The organism is Wolbachia endosymbiont (group A) of Crataerina pallida, assembly GCF_964028475.1.
In the GTDB taxonomy this organism is placed as follows: Bacteria; Pseudomonadota; Alphaproteobacteria; order Rickettsiales; family Anaplasmataceae; genus Wolbachia; species Wolbachia pipientis.
The window spans coordinates 331,472-350,863 of record NZ_OZ034785.1 but is presented as its reverse complement, the minus strand read 5'-3'; the positions used below and the strand labels follow the sequence as shown (position 1 = coordinate 350,863).

The window sequence follows — 19,392 nt, the reverse complement described above, 5'->3', positions numbered from 1 at the left end:
TAATTAAGAATCTAGTGAACTGTCTAAAACAGCTATGAAGATTGCACACAGAATTATATAAATTACTATCATAACGTTACCCAAACTTCTATATCAGAGCTACGTGCTTTAAGTTCAATATGGAAAATACATTAATCACTTAGCATTTAATGTCTACTTCATCCATTTTACTATTAGGACCATCAAACTTGGTCTGGTATCCCTAATTATTTTGGCTAATTTTGCCACCTTCACTTTAAATTTTCCACTACTTGGCATATTATAGCTCCACCTCTTATATTATAACCTACCTATTGAGATTACCTCCAAGCTTGGTTACTCCTATCTCAGAAAGACAAGTTGATACTTTTGAATGGCTGTGAACTGAAGCATTACTTAAATAACTTTGAGGCTCTAAACTCATTTGCCGTTTTTTTGCACCATCAACTTCTAATCTACCATCTACGTTGTGTAATATCTGTTGTATTGATTGATCTAGTACAACATTTAGCCTGCTATTAAATTCTAGCATAAACTTGTCAAACTTTTTCGAACTTAATTTACCAGGATATCCAGCTTCTCTACCAGTACATGCTTTCTCTACATATGAGCTTAAAACCCCTGAAATCTCATTAAATTTACCACTCATGATTTTTCCTGTAACTTCTTTCTGTATTTCCACAAAATCAATATTTAATCGATGCATTGATACACCGCTTTTTAATCCAGCTTGCTCTACTACTTTCTCAAATCCCTTTGTAATATTAAGTACATATCCCTGTGCTTCTAGTGGAGATATAGACTGATCTACTGTAGAAATATACTTTTGACCCGTAACCTTTCTAACCAGCACATCAAGTAACATTATCGTACCATTTACATCTATTGGCGCATCAACTTGTGAGATTGGACTTGAAGTATTTGATGTTTCCTTAGATAATGTAGGTTTAGAATTTAATAATCCACCTACAGAGCTTTTTACCCAACTAAACAAATTATTTATCCATGAAGATGGTCTTGTGCCACTGCTTGCTGTTATCTCAGGTTGATCACTTGAATCTATAGCAAGAGGTTTTCTTGACATATGATGACGAGCATGATCTCCATGGTGATGACGGCGTCTGCGTTGTACAGGTTTTTCCCTCTCTTTATTAAGCTCTTCCTCTAAGTAATTTACAATATTATTATATCCTTTATCTCTAGCAATATCTAGAGGTGTTTTGCCACCCTTGTCTCCGGCCTGAATACTAGCACCTTGACTTATAAGGTATTTTACTGCATCTAAATTACCATTATAAGAAGCACAATATAGCGATGTCCGACCATTTTTATCAGTATCATTAATATTCACTCCTTTGCTGAGGAGGAGAGTTATAATATTTTTATTATTGTCCTCAGCAGCACGCTGTATAGGCTTTTTGCCATATTTATCCTCAGCATTAATATCAGCACCTTTTTCTATCAAAAACTCTGCAACTTCTAAATAACCTCTTCTTGCAGTATGATGTAGTAGTGTCCAACCATCACTATCTTTAGTATCTACGCTAGCACCTTTACTTACAAGATCTTTAACTTTATTAACATCATTACTTCGCACTGCAACCAATAATTGTTCATTTAAACCTAATTGTGTTTGTTGTAAATACACTGCGACACTGTCATGTTTGTGATCAATAGCAATATCTTGCGGTGTTTTGCCATTCTTATCTTTAGCATTAATACTAGGTCCTTTTCCTACTAAGAACCTTGTAACCTCTAAATAACCTTGCGATGCAGCCAAGTGTAGTGATGTCCAACCATATTCATCCTTAGCATCTAGGCTAGCACCTCTACCTATAAAATCTTTAACTTTATTAAGATCACCACCTCGTACTGCAGTTAACAATTCCCTATTTAGACTTGACTGTGTTTGTTGTAAGTACTGTACAAGATTATTATGTCCCTTATCTCTAGCAATATCTAGCGGTGTTTTGCCACTACTATCTTTAGTACCAATATTAGCCCCATTATTTATAAGATGCTGCAATATACCTAAATGACCATCCCAAGAAGCCAAGTGTAGTGGCGTCTCGCCATTTTCATCAGCCTCATTAATACTTGCTCCTTTCATGAGAAAAAGTTGTACAATCTCTTCATCATTGCTCTCAGCAGTAGTGTATGTAGGACCTCTACCATATACATCTTGAATATCCTTGTGATTATTCATAACAGCAAAGTGCATGGGAGTTCTGCCAAGTATATCTTTAGCATTCACATTAGCTTCCTTATCAACTAAAAACTCAGCAATACTTGAATGACCTTTCAATGCAGACCAGTGTAGTAGTGTGCAGCCATATTTATCAGTCGTATTAACACTCACATCTGTACTAACAAGAAACTCGACTGTGTCTAAGTTACCACTCCAAGTATAATAAAACCCGCCATGCGTTCTGTCGTCAATATCTTTAGCAATAAGATTATTAATTGTCTTTAGATCCTTTTCATTTTTTACAGTAAGTAATAATTCTCTATCTAAGTGTGCTTGCATAAAAACTTGCCTCATTCTATCAGAATTAGTATAACGTTCCTCATCTTCAGGAGTTCTACCACTGTTATCTTTAACATCAATATCAGCACCTTTACTTATAAGATACTTCACCATATCTAAATGATGAACAGAACGTGAAGCATAATGTAGAGGGGTTTTACCATCCTTATCTTTAGCATTAATATCAACTCCTTCTTTTATAAGATACCCTGCTATATCTAAACGATTATTAATAGAAGCAAAATGTAACAGTGTCAAACCATCCTCACTTTGAATATCTAAACTAGCACCTTGATTTACAAGGTCTTGAACTTTACTAAGATCACCACTTTGTACTACAACCAATAGCTCCTTACATAATTCCAATTGTTTTTTACTTAAATATCCTATAACACTGATATAGTTCCTATTAATAGCAACGTCTAGTGGTGTTTTTCCATACTTATCCTTGATGTTTATATTTGCCTTTTTATCACGTACAAAATATTCTACTAAACCTAAGTAACCGTTCCAAGAGGCAAAATATAGAGGTGTTCTACCATTTTTATCAGCATCATTGATACTTGCCCCTTTTCTGAGAAGAACCTCTATTATATCTTTATTGTTTCTCTTTGCAGCACAATGTATAGGTTTCTCACCAAAAATGTTTTCAGCACTAATATTTGCACCTTTTTCTATCAAAAACCTTACAACCTCTAAATGACCTTTCAATGCAGCCCCATGCATAGGTGTCCAACCATCTTCATTAGAAGCATTGACATCAACACCTTTCTCAACAAGATACTGAGCTATAGTCAAATACCCTTTCAATCCAGCGTTATGAAAAGGGGTGTTACCATCTTTATCTTCAGCATTAATGCTAGCTCCTTGATTAATAAGATCTTTTACTTTACTCAGATCTCCTATTTTTGTAGCACTCAACAATTCTTTATCTAGTTCTGCTTTTCTTGAAGATCTTGTCGTATCTGAGTTGAGATCAGTATGTGAACTAGAGATATCCCTTCTTTTCACAGCATGCCCACAATCTTCAATATTCCATTTAAATTGATCACTCTTTGAATTCTTTGGAATCCAAGTAAATACTCTCCTCCTCTCGTCATCATAATTAAAATGATCAACAGCAGCATATAAATATTCGTTAAGTTCAACATTCATTATATAACATCTGCTACCAATAGGTTCTATCTTCCATGTATCTCGTCCAATTCTGCTCCACGGAATCCAAGTAAACACTTTCCTCCTCTCGTTATCATAATTAAAATGATCAACAGCACCGTATAAATATTCATTAAATTTAACATTCATTATAGAATAATCATCACCATCAAGTTCAATCTCCCATCTAAATTTATCATTCTTTTCATCTTTTGGAATCCAAGTAAATACTCTCCTCCTATCATTATCATAACTAAAATAATCATTAGCAGCATATAAATATTCATTTTGATAAATGTTTTTAATACATACTTTTGACGCAAATACTATATTCTTTACTGACTCTGGCAATCTGCTTTTTAGCTCCTCAAGATGAGATTTCTTTTCTTGATCAACATCAGGATAGTGTTCCATCTCCATTGCCTCTTTTATATAATAAGCTAACTTAAATACTGCACCATTATTTAAATCATTATTCCTTTGCATTGTATCAAACACAGCTATATAACCTGGAATAAGCTGAGCAATATAACCATGATTGCGTACAGAACTTAATATTTTTTTTGTATCTATCCTTCCATATACATCATTTATAACTGTTTTAATTATATCATCAAACAACTTTCCATCTGATTTATAAATTTCATTAGCAAGTCTATTAACCGAACCATAACGATCATGTAACATACCATCTTTTAGCTTCTCTTGTGCTACACTTTTTATTGAATGTCTTAACTTCTCTGCAAAAAACTCTGCCCATCTTTTTACGTTAGATGAAGTATCTGCTTGATTAATAATTTCCTTCTTTGCACTTTCAACTATCCCCATCATCTTATATGGGTCGTTACTTTTAGCTTCAATACTAGCATTCTTATCAAGAAAAAATTTGACCATATCTAGGTCACCACTACAAGCGGCTACATGCAGAGGTGTTCTACCATCATTACCTTTAGCCCCAATATCAGCACCTTTATCCACAAGAAACTTAGCTATATTCAAATTGCCTTGCTGAGCAGTCCAGTGCAGAGGGTTACAACCATAGATGTCTTTATCTTTAACACTAAAATGCTTCCTATCAAAAAGAATTTCTACTATGTCCAACCTACCTTTTTGGATAGCAATGTATAAAGGTGTTAAACGTTTACCTTCAATATCAATAGTTTCAATTTTTCTAGTTAAATCTTCAGCTTCACTGATATCACTTTGCACTATAGCATTAAATACCTGCTCTTTTAATAAAATTACTTTCTCCTTGTTAAAGTCCTCTATAATATCCTCTGAATTACAAACAGAGACTATGCACTTTGGATTAGAAACCATTGTATCATTAAAAGCGAACATCATTTCTCTTGCAGGTTGATAATTACTCCAATTCTCCACTTTTGCAATGGTGCTATTTCCATATGATAGCACTAAACTACCATCAGCAATCTCCATATCAAAACCCAATACAGACTTATCTCTAAAATCAACTAAACCAATGTCATTCTTGCTGATAGGTTGATTATGATAAATCTGTAACCCTTGTTCTTCTGGTTGATAATATCTGAAAGAGTTAGGGTTCATTTCTACATGCTCAAGCCTTAAGTTTGTACTATCAATCTTATAAAGCTCATTATTCATTCGTAATACAATTTGTTGATGTTCTGGGCTTTGAAAATAATCAACTAAACCAATGGATAAAGACCATTTAGTACCTTCACTACCAAGTACTGTAATATCTTTTATCTCTAAGCTATCCTCTGTAAGGTCAGAGATTGATTTGTTATAACATTCATTTATATAACTCCTTTCACCTTCTTCTATACCTATGCTATCAATATCTGCTACATTCAACTCAGCAAAATCAATAATATTATAAGGTATGCTTTGATAAGGTAACGCTTTGTTTTTTATTTTTATATTAAGCCTTATTGGCGACGATGAAATTTCGCTGTTTAATGTATCTGGTAGTTTAATGACATACCGATGGTGCATTTTCTCTCCTTCTACTGTAATGTCTTGATAGTAATTACATAGCACCATATAGTCATCATAACTATAGCTCCCTCTATTATTACGGTATTTCTGATAACTACTTGTAACGTCAGAATTATTATAGTTAAAATCAACAATGACTTGACCTGAGTACATGCCAGCAATTATCACTTTTCCATTAGGTACTCCCATATGATTTTTAATAACTTCTACTTGAGATACTGGTATGTCAAAATTATTGTTATTGACAATATCTTTTGCAATTTGGTAAGTATCAAGTAATTCTTGGTCTAGTATACTTGCTTGTATAAATGCTTTCAACTTTTTTGCACTATTGTGTATTACCTCTCTACTAATATCACTTCCTGAACTTTTCAGCTCTTGATATCTAATATCTTCTATTGTATCAGACAAAGACTTATCTTGTATTGCAACAGACTCTGTTATTCCATTGCTATTTACTTGAATTACTAGATTTTTAAAATCATTGATTTTAGTACTTGAAACAATACTTTGTGTATTATTAGCTAAAACATCTAAGCTATAGCCGACCTTTTCTATATCTTCACTTATTCCCCACTGTGTGATATTAGCAACTTGAACCTTTATTATGTCAATATTTCCTTTTATTTTTCCTGTACTGCCCAAATCACTTACTATCTTAGCATTATCACTATCTTCATTAACAACAAATATTGTTTGCTTTAATCCCCTGTTATGCACATTTTCTTTGTTAACTACTCTAACTTCATAATCTTTGTCTGTGCAGTTAAATGAATTCTGCCAGACTTCTGCATTTTTTACATTAATCAATCTTGTTTTACAGTGAGTAGTAATATTTTGCTTGCTGTCAGAATTAGACACATAGTTATATGTGTTAACCAATCTTATGTTATTACTATTACCATAACGTATAGTTCTACCATGCAAATTTGCAACGACATTATTAGCCTTAACATTCATTACTAGAGTATTTTCTTTTCCTGGTCCACCTTCAAGAGTACCAGACGTATAGTCATTAATAATAAAAATAGTTTCATTATTTTTTGAGCCAACATAACGTATATTACTACCCTCTGGAATATGCATTACTGCTGGATAATTTGCAGCTGCTGTTAACGTTCTTGGTCCTGAAATATATAATACTGATTCTCTAGGAAATGTTTGCTTTTTTGTATTACCAGGATCTTTCCTTTTTGGATTAGTAAAAATAAAAGGTTCGCCTGAGAGAGTAAAGCTCTCTTGACAATTTCTATAAATTTTGCCAATGTTACATGGAGCGAACGCATCGTCACCTGTGTGCTTTGTATTGATTGTTTTGCTGCATTGAGATTTTTGTATCGGATTTGTTAATGGTGCATCTACAATTCTTAAGCCAAGATTTTCATACTCGTATTTTGTTAGATGAGGGATATGTTTTGCATCCGTATTAACAACATAAACTTTCTTTTCTTCAATCTCTTGATAGCATTGAGGACTATTCTTTATACCACAGATAAACCTTTCCCAACCTTCACTCATAACCAAAGTATAAGGTGTCATAGTCAATATCTTAGAGATATCAATAGAAGACAAATTTCTCTTTACACTAGAGGCTATATTGATCTTGTCAAAAGAGATATCTTTATATTTTTTTTCTAAATCACATGCCCACTTCATCTGCGTCGCACACTCAGGACCATACGGTGATGGCATAATACATATAGCCTGTGCACCCATATTTTTAATCACCTCACTATATTTCTCTTCAATGGAGATTACGTATTGTACAACCGCATCTATGTCATAATTATCATTTAACAGTTTAATAGCTGCTTCTTTTACGTAAGTTAAATAACCTTTTATTCTAATTGTGTCTTCATATTCTTTTTCTACATCTCTTCTTGTAAAAAACTTAATCACCCCTGCAAAAAATACTTCCGCTTGTTCACCACCAGGTAATAGAGGCACTTGCTCTGCTATCGCTTTAGTATACTCCATTCTTTCATGAATTTTTACGCCCATTGTTATCAATACATCAGCAACCATAGTAACTACTGATGCCCTACCTAAAACTTTGCCTGCAGCAGATAATCCTCTTAAAACCTTAGTAGTAGCACTGACACTTTTTATCGTAAAACTAACTCCCGCACTTATAGGCCTTATGCTCATGCTTGCTAGTTTTACACCACTGCTAGCTGTCCAATAATAATTTAGTGGATGATGATTTCCTTGAGCTATTTCATTTACGCTATATCCAAATTGATAAGCAATGGTTGCAAATGTAATACTTTGAACTATGGGGTTACTGATAATCTTAACAAACGTTTGACGTACAGGTTGTGGTACTTTACCAATCAATTTTCCTACTTTACTACTAGGAGAAATACTTACACTCGTCCTAACATCATCCATAGCATCTAGTATACCATTGATACCAAATACTTGCTTTAAACCATCATTATTATGTCGTCCAAGTGTTGCTGTATCACTTATACTATCAAGCAAGTCATATATAGCCATCATGGAAAAAAACTTTCCACCTTTTGCTCCTTTTATTTTCGCTGAATCAAATTTATCACGATCAAATGCAATTCCTTTTTCTTGAAGGCTGCTTTCTACATTACTAATATAATCTGCAAAAACTTTTTCACCAAGATCATCAAAATGATTTTTAAACGTATCAAAAGTATCTTCCCTAACACCTTTTGCTAGCAAGTTCTGTTTAATTTCCTCTACAATATTAGAGTAATCTTGATTAGTTTGAACATCACCTATATCTTCAATGTATTTTTTATTCTCTAACAACTGCTTATCATTTGATAGTTGATGTAATTTATCAAAGATTACTTCTTTTCCATCCTGAAATATACTATCTAGCTTTATTCTATAATCATCAATTTTTAAATAATATTCGCTACCTTGCTCTTTAATTTCTTCTATTATAGCATACTCTTTATCGCTGCTTACTTTTAACTTTATCTCAAGATTTTTCTCATCCAGTATATAATTTTCTATACTCTTAATATTTGCAGCATCATCTATCATTAATTCTTTATCATTACCACTATTGTCTTTGAATTTTACATTTACTTTACCACCATCAATCCTCACTTGAGGAGAATCTATTGTTATAATTTTTGTGTCATGAGCTTCAATACCAAATAACTCTTTAATAAGTCTTTCTTTTTCTTCGTTTGTAATCTTTTCTTCATCAAACGAATCTATGCAGGCCATACTTACACTTCTTTCTCTTCTTGGCTTTTTACTTGGTGGATACTCCGGCGATGAAGATTTTCTTTTAGAACACTGCCCTACAGTAGGTAACATATGAACTGAACTATGAACTACTTCAACAGGAATAAATCCTTCCTTAGCTGTCCTACTTGTTAAAATAAGTTTATTCGGATTATTAGATCCTTTATCGAAAACAACACCGATAAACTTTACCTCATCACCATCTGTAAGTGTTTTATAGGTAACACCTTCTTTGTATTCTTCATTTATTTGATCATTTGCTTCTCTCAATAAAGCTTGAGCTCCTTTGCCCTGCCTTGATGTCTTAAGTTCCAACCCTATTGGTGTGTACTCCTCAGCATTTCCACCTTGAGCCACAAACTTAATACCATGAACTAGCATGTCAATACGTTCTCCTCTACCAGTTTGAAACTCAGTTAAAACTAATGCTCTAGTTTCTGGTGATTCCTGTAATTTTAAGTCACTATAATAACTAAACACTCCATTCAATATTCCCTGGAAATGAGCTTCTTTATTAATGAGAGTCTTAAAAGGGAATATTCCTTCTCCAATTTTTTCTAATAATCCACTATATTCCCTTATTGATAAAGATTGGATATCTAATGCTCTATCGAATGTTTCTTTTAACTCATTAGGATAAGGAACTTCTTTGAAAGTGCCTTGAAATCTGTCAGCTCCGTTGTTGTACTCTTGTAAAGAATTGTATTTTTCAGCCCAAACAGTAAGATATCTTCTAAAATCTGACTTGTATCTAGTATCAAAATTAAGACTTAATTCGACTATTTCCCTATCTCCTATTTCTCTGTTTAATCTCTCAAGAGGGAGCACTTCATCCAGCCCGTTCAGAACATCCTTTCTGTTAGCTTCAACAATATTTATTACATAAACCAACTTCTTTGTATTTTCTGGAATGAGCACCATTGTCACAACTGCATGACTCGCATCAAGATTAGCTGACAATCTCTCCCTGGCTCTTTCAGCTGCTAAACGTCCAGACCCACGAAGATTAGGACGTACCTCGGTAGGTATATTGTCTCCATAGATAAAAATGTATTTTTTAAAACCAGTTTTTAAATCTTCAACTCTATTTAGCAATAGTGATTGCCCTAGTAAAAATCTACTAAAATAATGTTTATCTCCCTTCTCAGGTGTACCAGGAAACGTATGATAAATACGTTCTAGATTATCTTTCACCTGTCCCTTTAATTCTATTGTTCCAATCCTTTGCGTATCCCAGTCATCAGCAGATTTTAGCATACCTTGAAAAAGAGGGATTATTTCTTCTCCACGATTTGATACCTTAATATCAGAGAAAGGAGATGGATTATCAAGGTTGACACCAACACATAAAATGTCATCTGCAGTAGTTAGAACTCGCTGAACGTTTGGTTGGAAGCCTTGTGCATACTTTTCTGCTTGCTGCAAAGCCTTATCTGGAGTAGCATTAGGGCCTTCTCCCGCTTTTAACTCAATAATGATAGGAATAGAGTCTAATGCACGATCAGGACCACGAGCTAGCAGGATAATATCTGCATAACCCCTTCCCGCAAATTGCTCTGGGTAAACTCTAAGATTATACCTATAGTGGAAATTCATGAAAACGCCTACCATAAATCCATGATGTGCTGCTTCACGTGCACTACTATCATAGGTTAATGAGTTTTCATATTTAGAATGAACTTCACTAATCTTTCCAAGAACTCTCTCAAGAGATCTTTCAACTATTGCCTCATCAGAGCCATTTAGCTCAGCTATATCAGCTTCTGGATTATTCCATATTCCTTTTTCTATTTCATGAAATTCTTTGCTAGCAGGAGAATCAAGTATTTCCTTAACTTCCATGTTAACAAAAATACCATCCTTCCCTTTATAGATCTGTACTAGTCTAGATTTTATTCTGTCTTGAATTTTATTCTCAATGTTTATGATCTCATTCTCAACGTTCCGATCTCTAATCTTACTCCTATCTATATTATTTCTTAATATGTTCTTCCACTCATTGACGGTAAACTGATGGCCACGCTTACCTTCTGAAATGGAAAATAAATCTATATTATTAATAGCGTCTTCAGCATTTCCAATTTGACCATTTTTAACAATAGCTACTTTTAAAGTTTTCGAAGTATCAAAACTAAAATAAATCTTTTTAATATTTAACTTTTCTGCAATCCCTGTATCCAGCAAAGTAGAAAAGCTCCCTAAGAAGAAGTGAGTAAAAAATCCTGCTTTTTCTACAGAGTGTAAATAAGATGGAATCTGATCCACAAATGATTGAAATCTCGTTTCAAAAGATTTAAAATCCTCACCTTGCCAGCTTATACCAACTTTTTTACCTGCTTCCTCTATTAATAACTGTATTAATTCAAAATCTTGTGGCCCTCCTTTGCCCATGACTTTTTTTAAACCTTTCGCAAGGTCTACATCATTATCAACAGCACCTCTCTCAAGACCAAAATTATAATGGTTTCGGTTGCCTGGAGCACCAACATGAAATAACTGTATTTGAGTATTTCCATCACCATATTGAGTTTCAACCTCACCAGAAACACTAATTCTTGCGCTAAGTATTCCACTCATTGCTCTTATTTCAGGTTCACCCCCCCCAAGTATTAGGGTTCCTCATGTTCTTTAAGTAATTCTCAAAATTGCCTTCAACAAAATTTCTGAACTCATTTTCATGATCACGTATATAATCAACTACTCGGTTGCGAAATACATTTCTTACTAAGTTTGCAAATGTATCATCATAATCGGCAGCACTTAAATTCCTTACCAAATTCCTAATACGATCTGAATTTTGAATTACAGCTCCTTCATTTCCAAATAGTACTTCATACCTTTGTCGAAATAAAGCATCGTCGTTTCTGACAGGTATTAAGTAAGCCATAGTAACAGACCAAAATAAGCAACTATTGTCCCCTGGAACATCGATTCTTTCAAATCTACTTTCACTTTCAGAATTAGCGTCAGACCTCCGATAACGCTTGAATTGAGAAAATTCTTTAGCTTGCTCTATATATTGTATTTTACCCGATGATTCGGTAATCTTTGAATTAACATCTTCTTTTTTTAGATGATCTGTTGGATATTGTATCTTGAACATAAACTCCCTTCATTATATTATACTAAACCCACCATGCCAAGCTTATTATATAACCATCAGAGATATCAATAATAAAAGCTATTTTTGCCTATATGCTGACTTGTGTATATAACATTTGTATTACAATGCAACATCTTTTTGACAGAAGCTAAAGTAGTAACAAGAAACCACCACCTACTTTATAGAATTGCCTTATAATACCTCTTAATTACTCAACTCTAATTGCTCACATGCCTTACTTAATTTAACCTCAGTTAAGCTAGTAAACTCTTCAACTGTAGACTTTCCATATACTAGAAACTTATTCAGTGAATCAGTATCTCTTTTTTCCAACACAGATCGTATATACTCTGCTTGTCTAGAATCCATAAATTCTTTGATTTGATCAGAATTAGCTTTATTTAATACCGCCCATACTGGTTCCACACACCCCCTATTAATTAGAGGTACTAACAACCTTCCTTGAAACACTGGGCTACTTCTCATTTCTTCATTTAGTAATAAGGCACGATGGCTATCAAACCCTTCCTTTGTCCACATATGCATAAAAAGCCTTATTCCTTCATCTACGCAAGATTTTGAATAGCTTTCTATTTTTCTTATATACTTTAACCAAACACAATAATAATCTCCTGAAACATCACTTGGCTTTAAGCAGTCAAACAATGCTTGAAATTGATCAAAGCGAAGTGCACCCTGTAGCGTGTTTAGACTACCATAATAACCATTTTCAGCTAAGTCTCTTTTTAGAAGTTCTAGATACTTATCAGGAGTTATTTGACTAAAACAAAATTCGAATATTTCAGGATAACTATTACAACGACTACCTGCTGAATATACTGCTGTCTTCATGAAAATCTCATCCTTTTTCTCTGCACTCATTTCACTTTCAGGTAATGATTTTATTTTATTCCAGAAGAATTCCACTGCCTGCTCTTGCTTAAAACTCATAGCACATTTAAGCCCGTACTCATATGGATGACAGCCATCTAAATTTAATTCAGAGATATAACCGCTGATAAAATGTGACCAAAACTGCGCTAAAAGACCAGATCCGCAACACCTAACTAAGTGCTCATACTCCAATAGACTACTTTTACCTTGAGCTGATAGGCTTTTTTTTCTTTCCTCAAACAAAGCAATAATATCTTCTTCTAGACAGTACCGACAGGCAATGGCATACTTATCAAAGAGATTACCTGAATCTGGCGCAATTAACTTTTTGCCTACCACTTGCCTATCAAGCTTAACTCCGTGTAAATTGTCTACTTTTTTCCAACAATCCTCACTAGACAGCACTTGTGCAAGAAAATTACGTCCTTTCTTGCCGCTTCTTTGGTGCAGAAGCCAATTTGCATAGCACCAGCGCTCAATTTGAAAAAGCTTAGATGCTCTATAGGGATCATCCTCTTTAATAGACGAAAATAAAACTTTTGGAATATCTGAACGCAGCATGATCACTCCTCTATGAATGGAAAAACATGGAAACTGTTACACCTAACATACACTTGTAACTTGATACCATTTTGAGTAAGATATCCCGTTTCTAAGTTTTGTCAATCATCAACTTGAAAAATTTTTTTAGACTTGAATAACTCTCAACAAAAGCCTCTTAATATGAGAGATACATGACGTTTTGTTTATTTTAAATTCTGTTTTTTATAAGTTTATCTTAATACTTATTGTTAAATAAATTACTATTAATTTAATACTATATATCGCTAATGAATTAAATGATATAACCATTTCTACCACTCAAAACCAAGGGCGGTGAGAATTGTTCGTTTTGGGATGGGATGGTCTTCCAAACGATACATACGAACTTTTTTATATGGTGATTTTATTATACGCTGAAATCACCTATATTGGCTTACTTTCGCTAAATCTACATATGAACTGTTTTGCCTAACTTTGTTGTAAAAATTCCAAGCTTTTACTTTTAAAACGCCGCTTTTGTTTAAATTGTTCTCACAACAGTACGTACTTTTTTATGCTTTTGAGACACAAACAGTAAACAAAAGAATTTGCTTCCACACTGGTTGCCATGGTATTTCTATAGAATATCTAATTTGCTAATAGCTCAAGATTAACCGTATGCAAAACTCTTGAGAAAAGAAAACGCACTAATTATAAGCTGTGGACCTTTTACTATTACAATAAGAGCAAATAATATTCCACACAAGGATACCAACACTCCAAGTATCGAGACAAGCCCGTCTTTATTCATAATACCAAGTGAAATAAGAGTCGTACCGATTGCTGGAATGAAGTGAGTCAACGGAAGCGGATTGGCTATCACCAATACGCAAACCAGCATTATAAATGCCAAAATCTTTTCACCTGGCCCACAGAAGATAAAAGACATTCTCGGTTTCATGAACTTTTCTATTTTTTTTAATGCAGGTAAAGTTTTTTTAACCACAAGGGCTAATGTTGAACGTTTAAAGGATTTCCTTTCCAACCAACGTGGCATCCAGGGAGAATGAAACCCAAGCAGAAGTTGTAATGAAAACAAGATTAAAGGTATAGAAAGAATAGTTGTATAACCAGGTGGAACCGGTATAGGCACCGATAGCGGCAAGGAGAAGATGATTATTAAAATACCAAAACCACGTTCTTGTAAAGCTGTTTTAATGTCAAACAATGTCACTTTATCACTATCAGCAGTACCAGTACCTGCAACCTCTTTTAGAATATCAGATGCTAATTTTTTATCTTCAGTCAAATTCTTACCCCTTTTCACAATTACCTTTTAACCAAACGACCCAATAATTAGCATAATCACTACTATAACACAACATCTATTCTTGATTTAACTGATTCATTCCTCTTTGAATTTCATACTTATGGTCTTATCTGTTTCGATACAAATTTTCGTTATTAGAAGATAAATGAGGTATATTATGAATTTGCTTAAACTCTTCAATTATAGGCAAAAAGGCCCTTTATACTGTACTAATAATGGTATTAGCTACGTGCTTTAACGTTATTATAATATTTTGCATATAAACCTATTTTATAAAAATTCACAATATGAATTAGTAAATAAATTATGTTTAAATCAGTTGCGTATATAGTAAATATAATGCATTGTGTGCCTTTGTTAATAGAAAGGTATAAGTATGCCTAGTTCAAGGCAGGTAGTACAATATAACTCATTTGATAGTAATAACCTTGAAGACACTACTTTGCCTTGCGTATTTAAAGATTTTACGATTACTTCTGAAGAGATATTTGAGATTGGTAGTGAGGGTAACCAAGTAATAGATAATTCAGATGGTGAAATAGAAAGGCTGCAACAAGAAAACTTTGATCTCAAGAAAAATGAAAAGCTCTTGGAATGCTATAAAGGTATAGCGGAAGAGTATGATCAAGAAGTGAGTGAGCTCAGCAAGAAAAATCAGATCCTAGAAAAGAAAATTAAAGATCTTGAAGCTCAATTACAAAGAAAAACAAGAGAATTAACTAAAAATGGCCAAGAAATTGAACAGCTAAAACAAGAAATAGAAAAAGTATTATTGGACGTGAAGAATAAAAATGACATAATAGGGAACTTGGACAGCAAATTAGAAGATATGAAGAGTGAAATACAGATGATAGACAAAAAAAATGAAGAGTTACAGCAAAGGTTAAATTTGGTTGAATCTAACTCAAGTAGACTAAGAAAAGAAAGTGTAGTGCTGGTAGACAGTATAGAGGATTTGAAGAGTAATTATGAAAACCAGATATTAGAAAAAGATAAGGAACTTAATGATGTAATAGGCCAGCTCTATGTTTATTTATCAGAGCGTGAAGAACTGTTTGCAGAATTTAGTTCATTGCAGAATGAAAATGAGAGTTTAAAACAGAAAAACTTCTATATTAGTAATGAAGTGTCTCTTGAAGATGAATTAAACAAAGAAAACGTAAGAAAAGAAATAGTAAGACCTCAGTCTACAACAAAAGTGGAAATGAGGCGTATCAATGATAATGATGACCAGGAATCAATATGGCTATATAGAGAAGCAGAAGATTATCAAACAGGTGAAGATAAAAAACCTAAAAATACTAACTACGACATTGGAGTATGGAATGAAGATGACGATGAAAGTAGCGATGATCAAAAATCAACCTGGCTGTACGAAAAAGTAGAAAACAATCAAGATTATCGAACAAGTGAAGACAAAAACCTTGAAAACACTGATTACGATATTGAAGTATGGAATAAAGATGACGATGAAAGTAGCAATGATCAGGAATCAACTAGTGAAAGTGACTATAATGTTAGCTATTGCTTTGATTATGATGAAATTGTTGGTAGGACCTACGGTCAACTAGTCTACAATGCAAACATAATACGTAAAAAAGATTCTTTTTCCTTAGCAAAAGTAAAATTAAGAGAAAGAGAAAGAGAAAAATATGAAAGTATTTGGCAAAAAATAGATAATATTCATGATGAATTGGATGCTTTGGGTAACTATGGTAATGAAGAGGATTATGAAGAGTGCAATAAAAGACTTGATAAAATTGTAAGCGAGGCGCTGAAACAAAGAGTAATGTTCACTCTTCCGTATAAAGCTAATATATCTTTAGTGGATCGCATAATTGATACATTGCAAAAGCTATATTTTTCTTACGATACTACCCGAATTTATGGATTTTTAGATGAGAAAAAGATATTGCAAATAGTATCAAGAGGTGCGTCTTTAAATAGATTTAGCGATGAAGAACATGGCGATTTCGTGAACATAATTTGCTCAGATAGATACGCTCTAGATCAACGAGAAAAAATACTTTTAGAACTTAAGGACTTGGTGTACAAAAGTATCGTAGACGTAAGTGTAAAAACTGATGATCATGATTTTGAGTTAGAGATGGACAATGGACACTTTTGTATAAAATATACAAAAGATAGTGTTGTCGAAGTTGCAAGAATATTCAACAATAAAAAAGCTAAAAATTTAGGTCTGGAAATTGGTATGCTTCAAGTTGGAGAAAGTATAGTTAGAGTTGAAAATGAAGAAGGAGTTAGGAATTACACCGACATTTCGGAGGGTAGAATTGAAATGTCTTTTACTACTTACTTTGGGAAGGTCAGTGTTTATTTATCTCCTAGTGATAGAGATAATAATAAAATAGAAGTAAAGCTCGCCAACGAAGAAAGCATAGCACGTTTTAGTAAGTTGGAGGATAAATCAAGTTTAGGGGGGAGCTGTCTTTTAGGAGGAAAAAATGTTTCTATAGGCATAGAAGATGGTTATTTTGAAATAAACAGTGACGTTTCTGAAGAGTTAGCTAAAACTATGAAACAGTCAGATTGTACAATAGAAAAATCATATGTTCCATCTAGCTTTATGAAAGAAGCTTATTGCAATCAGTTAGTAAATGAAAGGGGAATTTAAAAATCAGGCTCAAATATTTCAAAAATAACCATTCAAAGCAGCATTTTTTATACAACTTCGTTTTCAATCTATCTGGAAAGAAGATATCAAGTATTCAAAGTCCAATTCGACAAATCCATAGTCCATTCTTCCTCTAGCTTTTTTATCACTCATCCAAAATTTAGGTATAATACCAAATATCATAAATAAGTAGGCAAATAACTCACAGAACAAATAGTTTTGATCGAACTTTCCGTAATATTACGAATGAATGCACATATAGTATCCTCCAATAAACTAACAGAGTCATATATTCTATTTTTAATGAGATTGTCTTTCAAATATTGCCATAAACGCTCTACTGGATTTAACTCTGGTGAATATGGAGGTAAGTAGATTAAGGTAATATTTTGTGGTATTTTTAAACCTTTGGATCTATGCCATCCTGCACAATCCACAATAAGAAATGCCTCCCTTGTTCCTAAATATTGTGACATCTGCTCAAGGAATATATTCATACAATCAGTATTGACGTTTGGTGCGAATAAACTAGAAGTCTCTCCATTTCTAGGATTAACTGCACTATAGAGATAAAAGTTTTGCCTACCTAATTTCACCTTAACCTGTGTCCTAATGCCTTTTTTAAACCACCCGTTTTGAATGTGTGCCAAACCGCGATTCATCGAAGAAAAATAGCTCTTTTTCGGGATACGTGACAATAGTTTCATTAAGATTTTTTTTTAAACTTTTCTTGTTTATTTTTGTCCTGTTTATTGTGCACAGGCCTTGGAGTAATATACGAAAAACCTAACTTTTGCATCAGTCCATGTGCTGTAGACTTACTTACCTCAATAGAAAACATTTTCTCAATTATGATTTTTAATTTCTTAGCCGTTAGGTTGGCTCCTTCTTCTGCTATGACATTTTTAATTTCTTCTTGCTGCTTGTAGCTCAACTTCGGCTTTACTCCACGTCCTGGTTGTATTTTAAACGCATCGACTCCTCCTTCCTTAAATCTTGTAATCCACTTCATCAATGTAGTTCTAGTAATTCGGTATATTTGAGCAACTTTTGTTATTCCATATTCTTTTCCAGATATTATTGCCTGTAATCTTCTTCCTATCTCTCCTCTTATTCCGTGCTTCTTTAATTCCAGGTTACACTTATTATATCATTCTTCTCCTATTGCTTTACTTTTTCCTGCCATAACTCCTCACTAATTCTTAAATTGTTCTATTTTAGAAATTTTTCTTTATTTGTCTATTTATTTTTAGGAATTGGTATTAGTTTATTGGAGGATACTATATGTGCATTCATTCGTAATATTACGGAAAGTTCGATCAAAACTATTTGTTCTGTGAGTTATTTGCCTACTTATTTATGATATTTGGTATAAGGTATTGAAACTAACAAGTGGAATGATTACATAATGCACATATTAGTGAAAGGAGGTACAACATGAGTAATATAGTTCATTCAAATAAAAACAATAACCGTGATAACTTTAGTGTAAGAGGGTTACAAAGGGCCGTTGATGACATATTTGATAGCTTCTTTACAGGATGGAATCCAGAGCTTTCCAGAAGAAGCAACAGTCTATTACCAGCTTGTGACTTTTATGAAACAAAGGAAAGCTATTGCCTCTCATTAGAGTTACCAGGTATTTCCAAAGAAAGCATAGATATTAGTATATCTGGCGATAGCTTAATAGTGAAGGGTGAAAAGACATGTGATAACGAGTCAAAAGATAAGCAGTTTTATCATCGAGAAAGGTACTATGGCTCTTTCTATAGGTCTATTCAGCTTCCAGTAAATGTGGAGCGAGATAAAGTATCTGCTAGTTTTTCAGATGGAGTATTACATGTAACCATACCTAAGTCAGAGAAACACATCAAGAAGATTGATGTAAAGTAACCAGTAAGTGGTAGCAGGCTTCTAGTTTGAGGCTTGCTATTTTGAATCATTATAGATAGAATATAATAAAGTTCTATTGTCTTTGCGTATTTGTTGTACAGATGGTGTAAGGCCTTTGTTGCGTTTAGGTGTTGTTAATA

At 33.4% G+C, this 19,392-nt stretch carries 6 protein-coding genes and 1 pseudogene; 2 read left to right on the top strand and 5 right to left on the bottom strand.

Annotated features, from left to right (window positions below; all coding sequences use genetic code 11):
* Positions 1–286 precede the first annotated feature (286 nt).
* From ABWU55_RS01670 to ABWU55_RS01655, 4 genes are all read right to left on the bottom strand, one after another.
* Positions 287–11,452: an ankyrin repeat domain-containing protein gene (locus tag ABWU55_RS01670; RefSeq protein WP_353286405.1), complete on the bottom strand. Its 11,166-nt coding sequence runs from the start codon at positions 11,450–11,452 to the stop codon at positions 287–289.
* A 16-nt stretch (positions 11,453–11,468) separates the two neighbouring features.
* Positions 11,469–11,978 carry a hypothetical protein gene (locus tag ABWU55_RS01665; RefSeq protein WP_353286404.1) on the bottom strand — a complete coding sequence of 170 codons (510 nt, stop codon included), beginning with the start codon at positions 11,976–11,978 and terminating at the stop codon, positions 11,469–11,471.
* Between the two features lie 204 nt (positions 11,979–12,182).
* A complete protein-coding gene (locus ABWU55_RS01660; RefSeq protein WP_353286403.1) occupies positions 12,183–13,433 on the bottom strand; it encodes a hypothetical protein in 1,251 nt (416 codons plus the stop codon).
* A 631-nt stretch (positions 13,434–14,064) separates the two neighbouring features.
* On the bottom strand, positions 14,065–14,721 hold the full coding sequence (locus ABWU55_RS01655) for an exopolysaccharide biosynthesis protein (protein WP_264339068.1): 657 nt from the start codon (positions 14,719–14,721) through the stop codon (positions 14,065–14,067).
* Between the two features lie 379 nt (positions 14,722–15,100).
* On the opposite strand from ABWU55_RS01655, the gene ABWU55_RS01650 reads away from it, so the two are divergent.
* On the top strand, positions 15,101–17,359 hold the full coding sequence (locus tag ABWU55_RS01650) for a hypothetical protein (RefSeq protein WP_353286402.1): 2,259 nt from the start codon (positions 15,101–15,103) through the stop codon (positions 17,357–17,359).
* Positions 17,360–17,538: 179 nt separating this feature from the next.
* Here ABWU55_RS01650 and ABWU55_RS01645 read toward each other — a convergent pair.
* Positions 17,539–18,494, bottom strand: a pseudogene (locus ABWU55_RS01645) (IS630 family transposase).
* A 302-nt stretch (positions 18,495–18,796) separates the two neighbouring features.
* On the opposite strand from ABWU55_RS01645, the gene ABWU55_RS01640 reads away from it, so the two are divergent.
* Entirely contained in the window at positions 18,797–19,252 is a 456-nt protein-coding gene (locus tag ABWU55_RS01640) for an Hsp20/alpha crystallin family protein (RefSeq protein WP_141456730.1), read from the top strand.
* Positions 19,253–19,392: the final 140 nt, after the last annotated feature.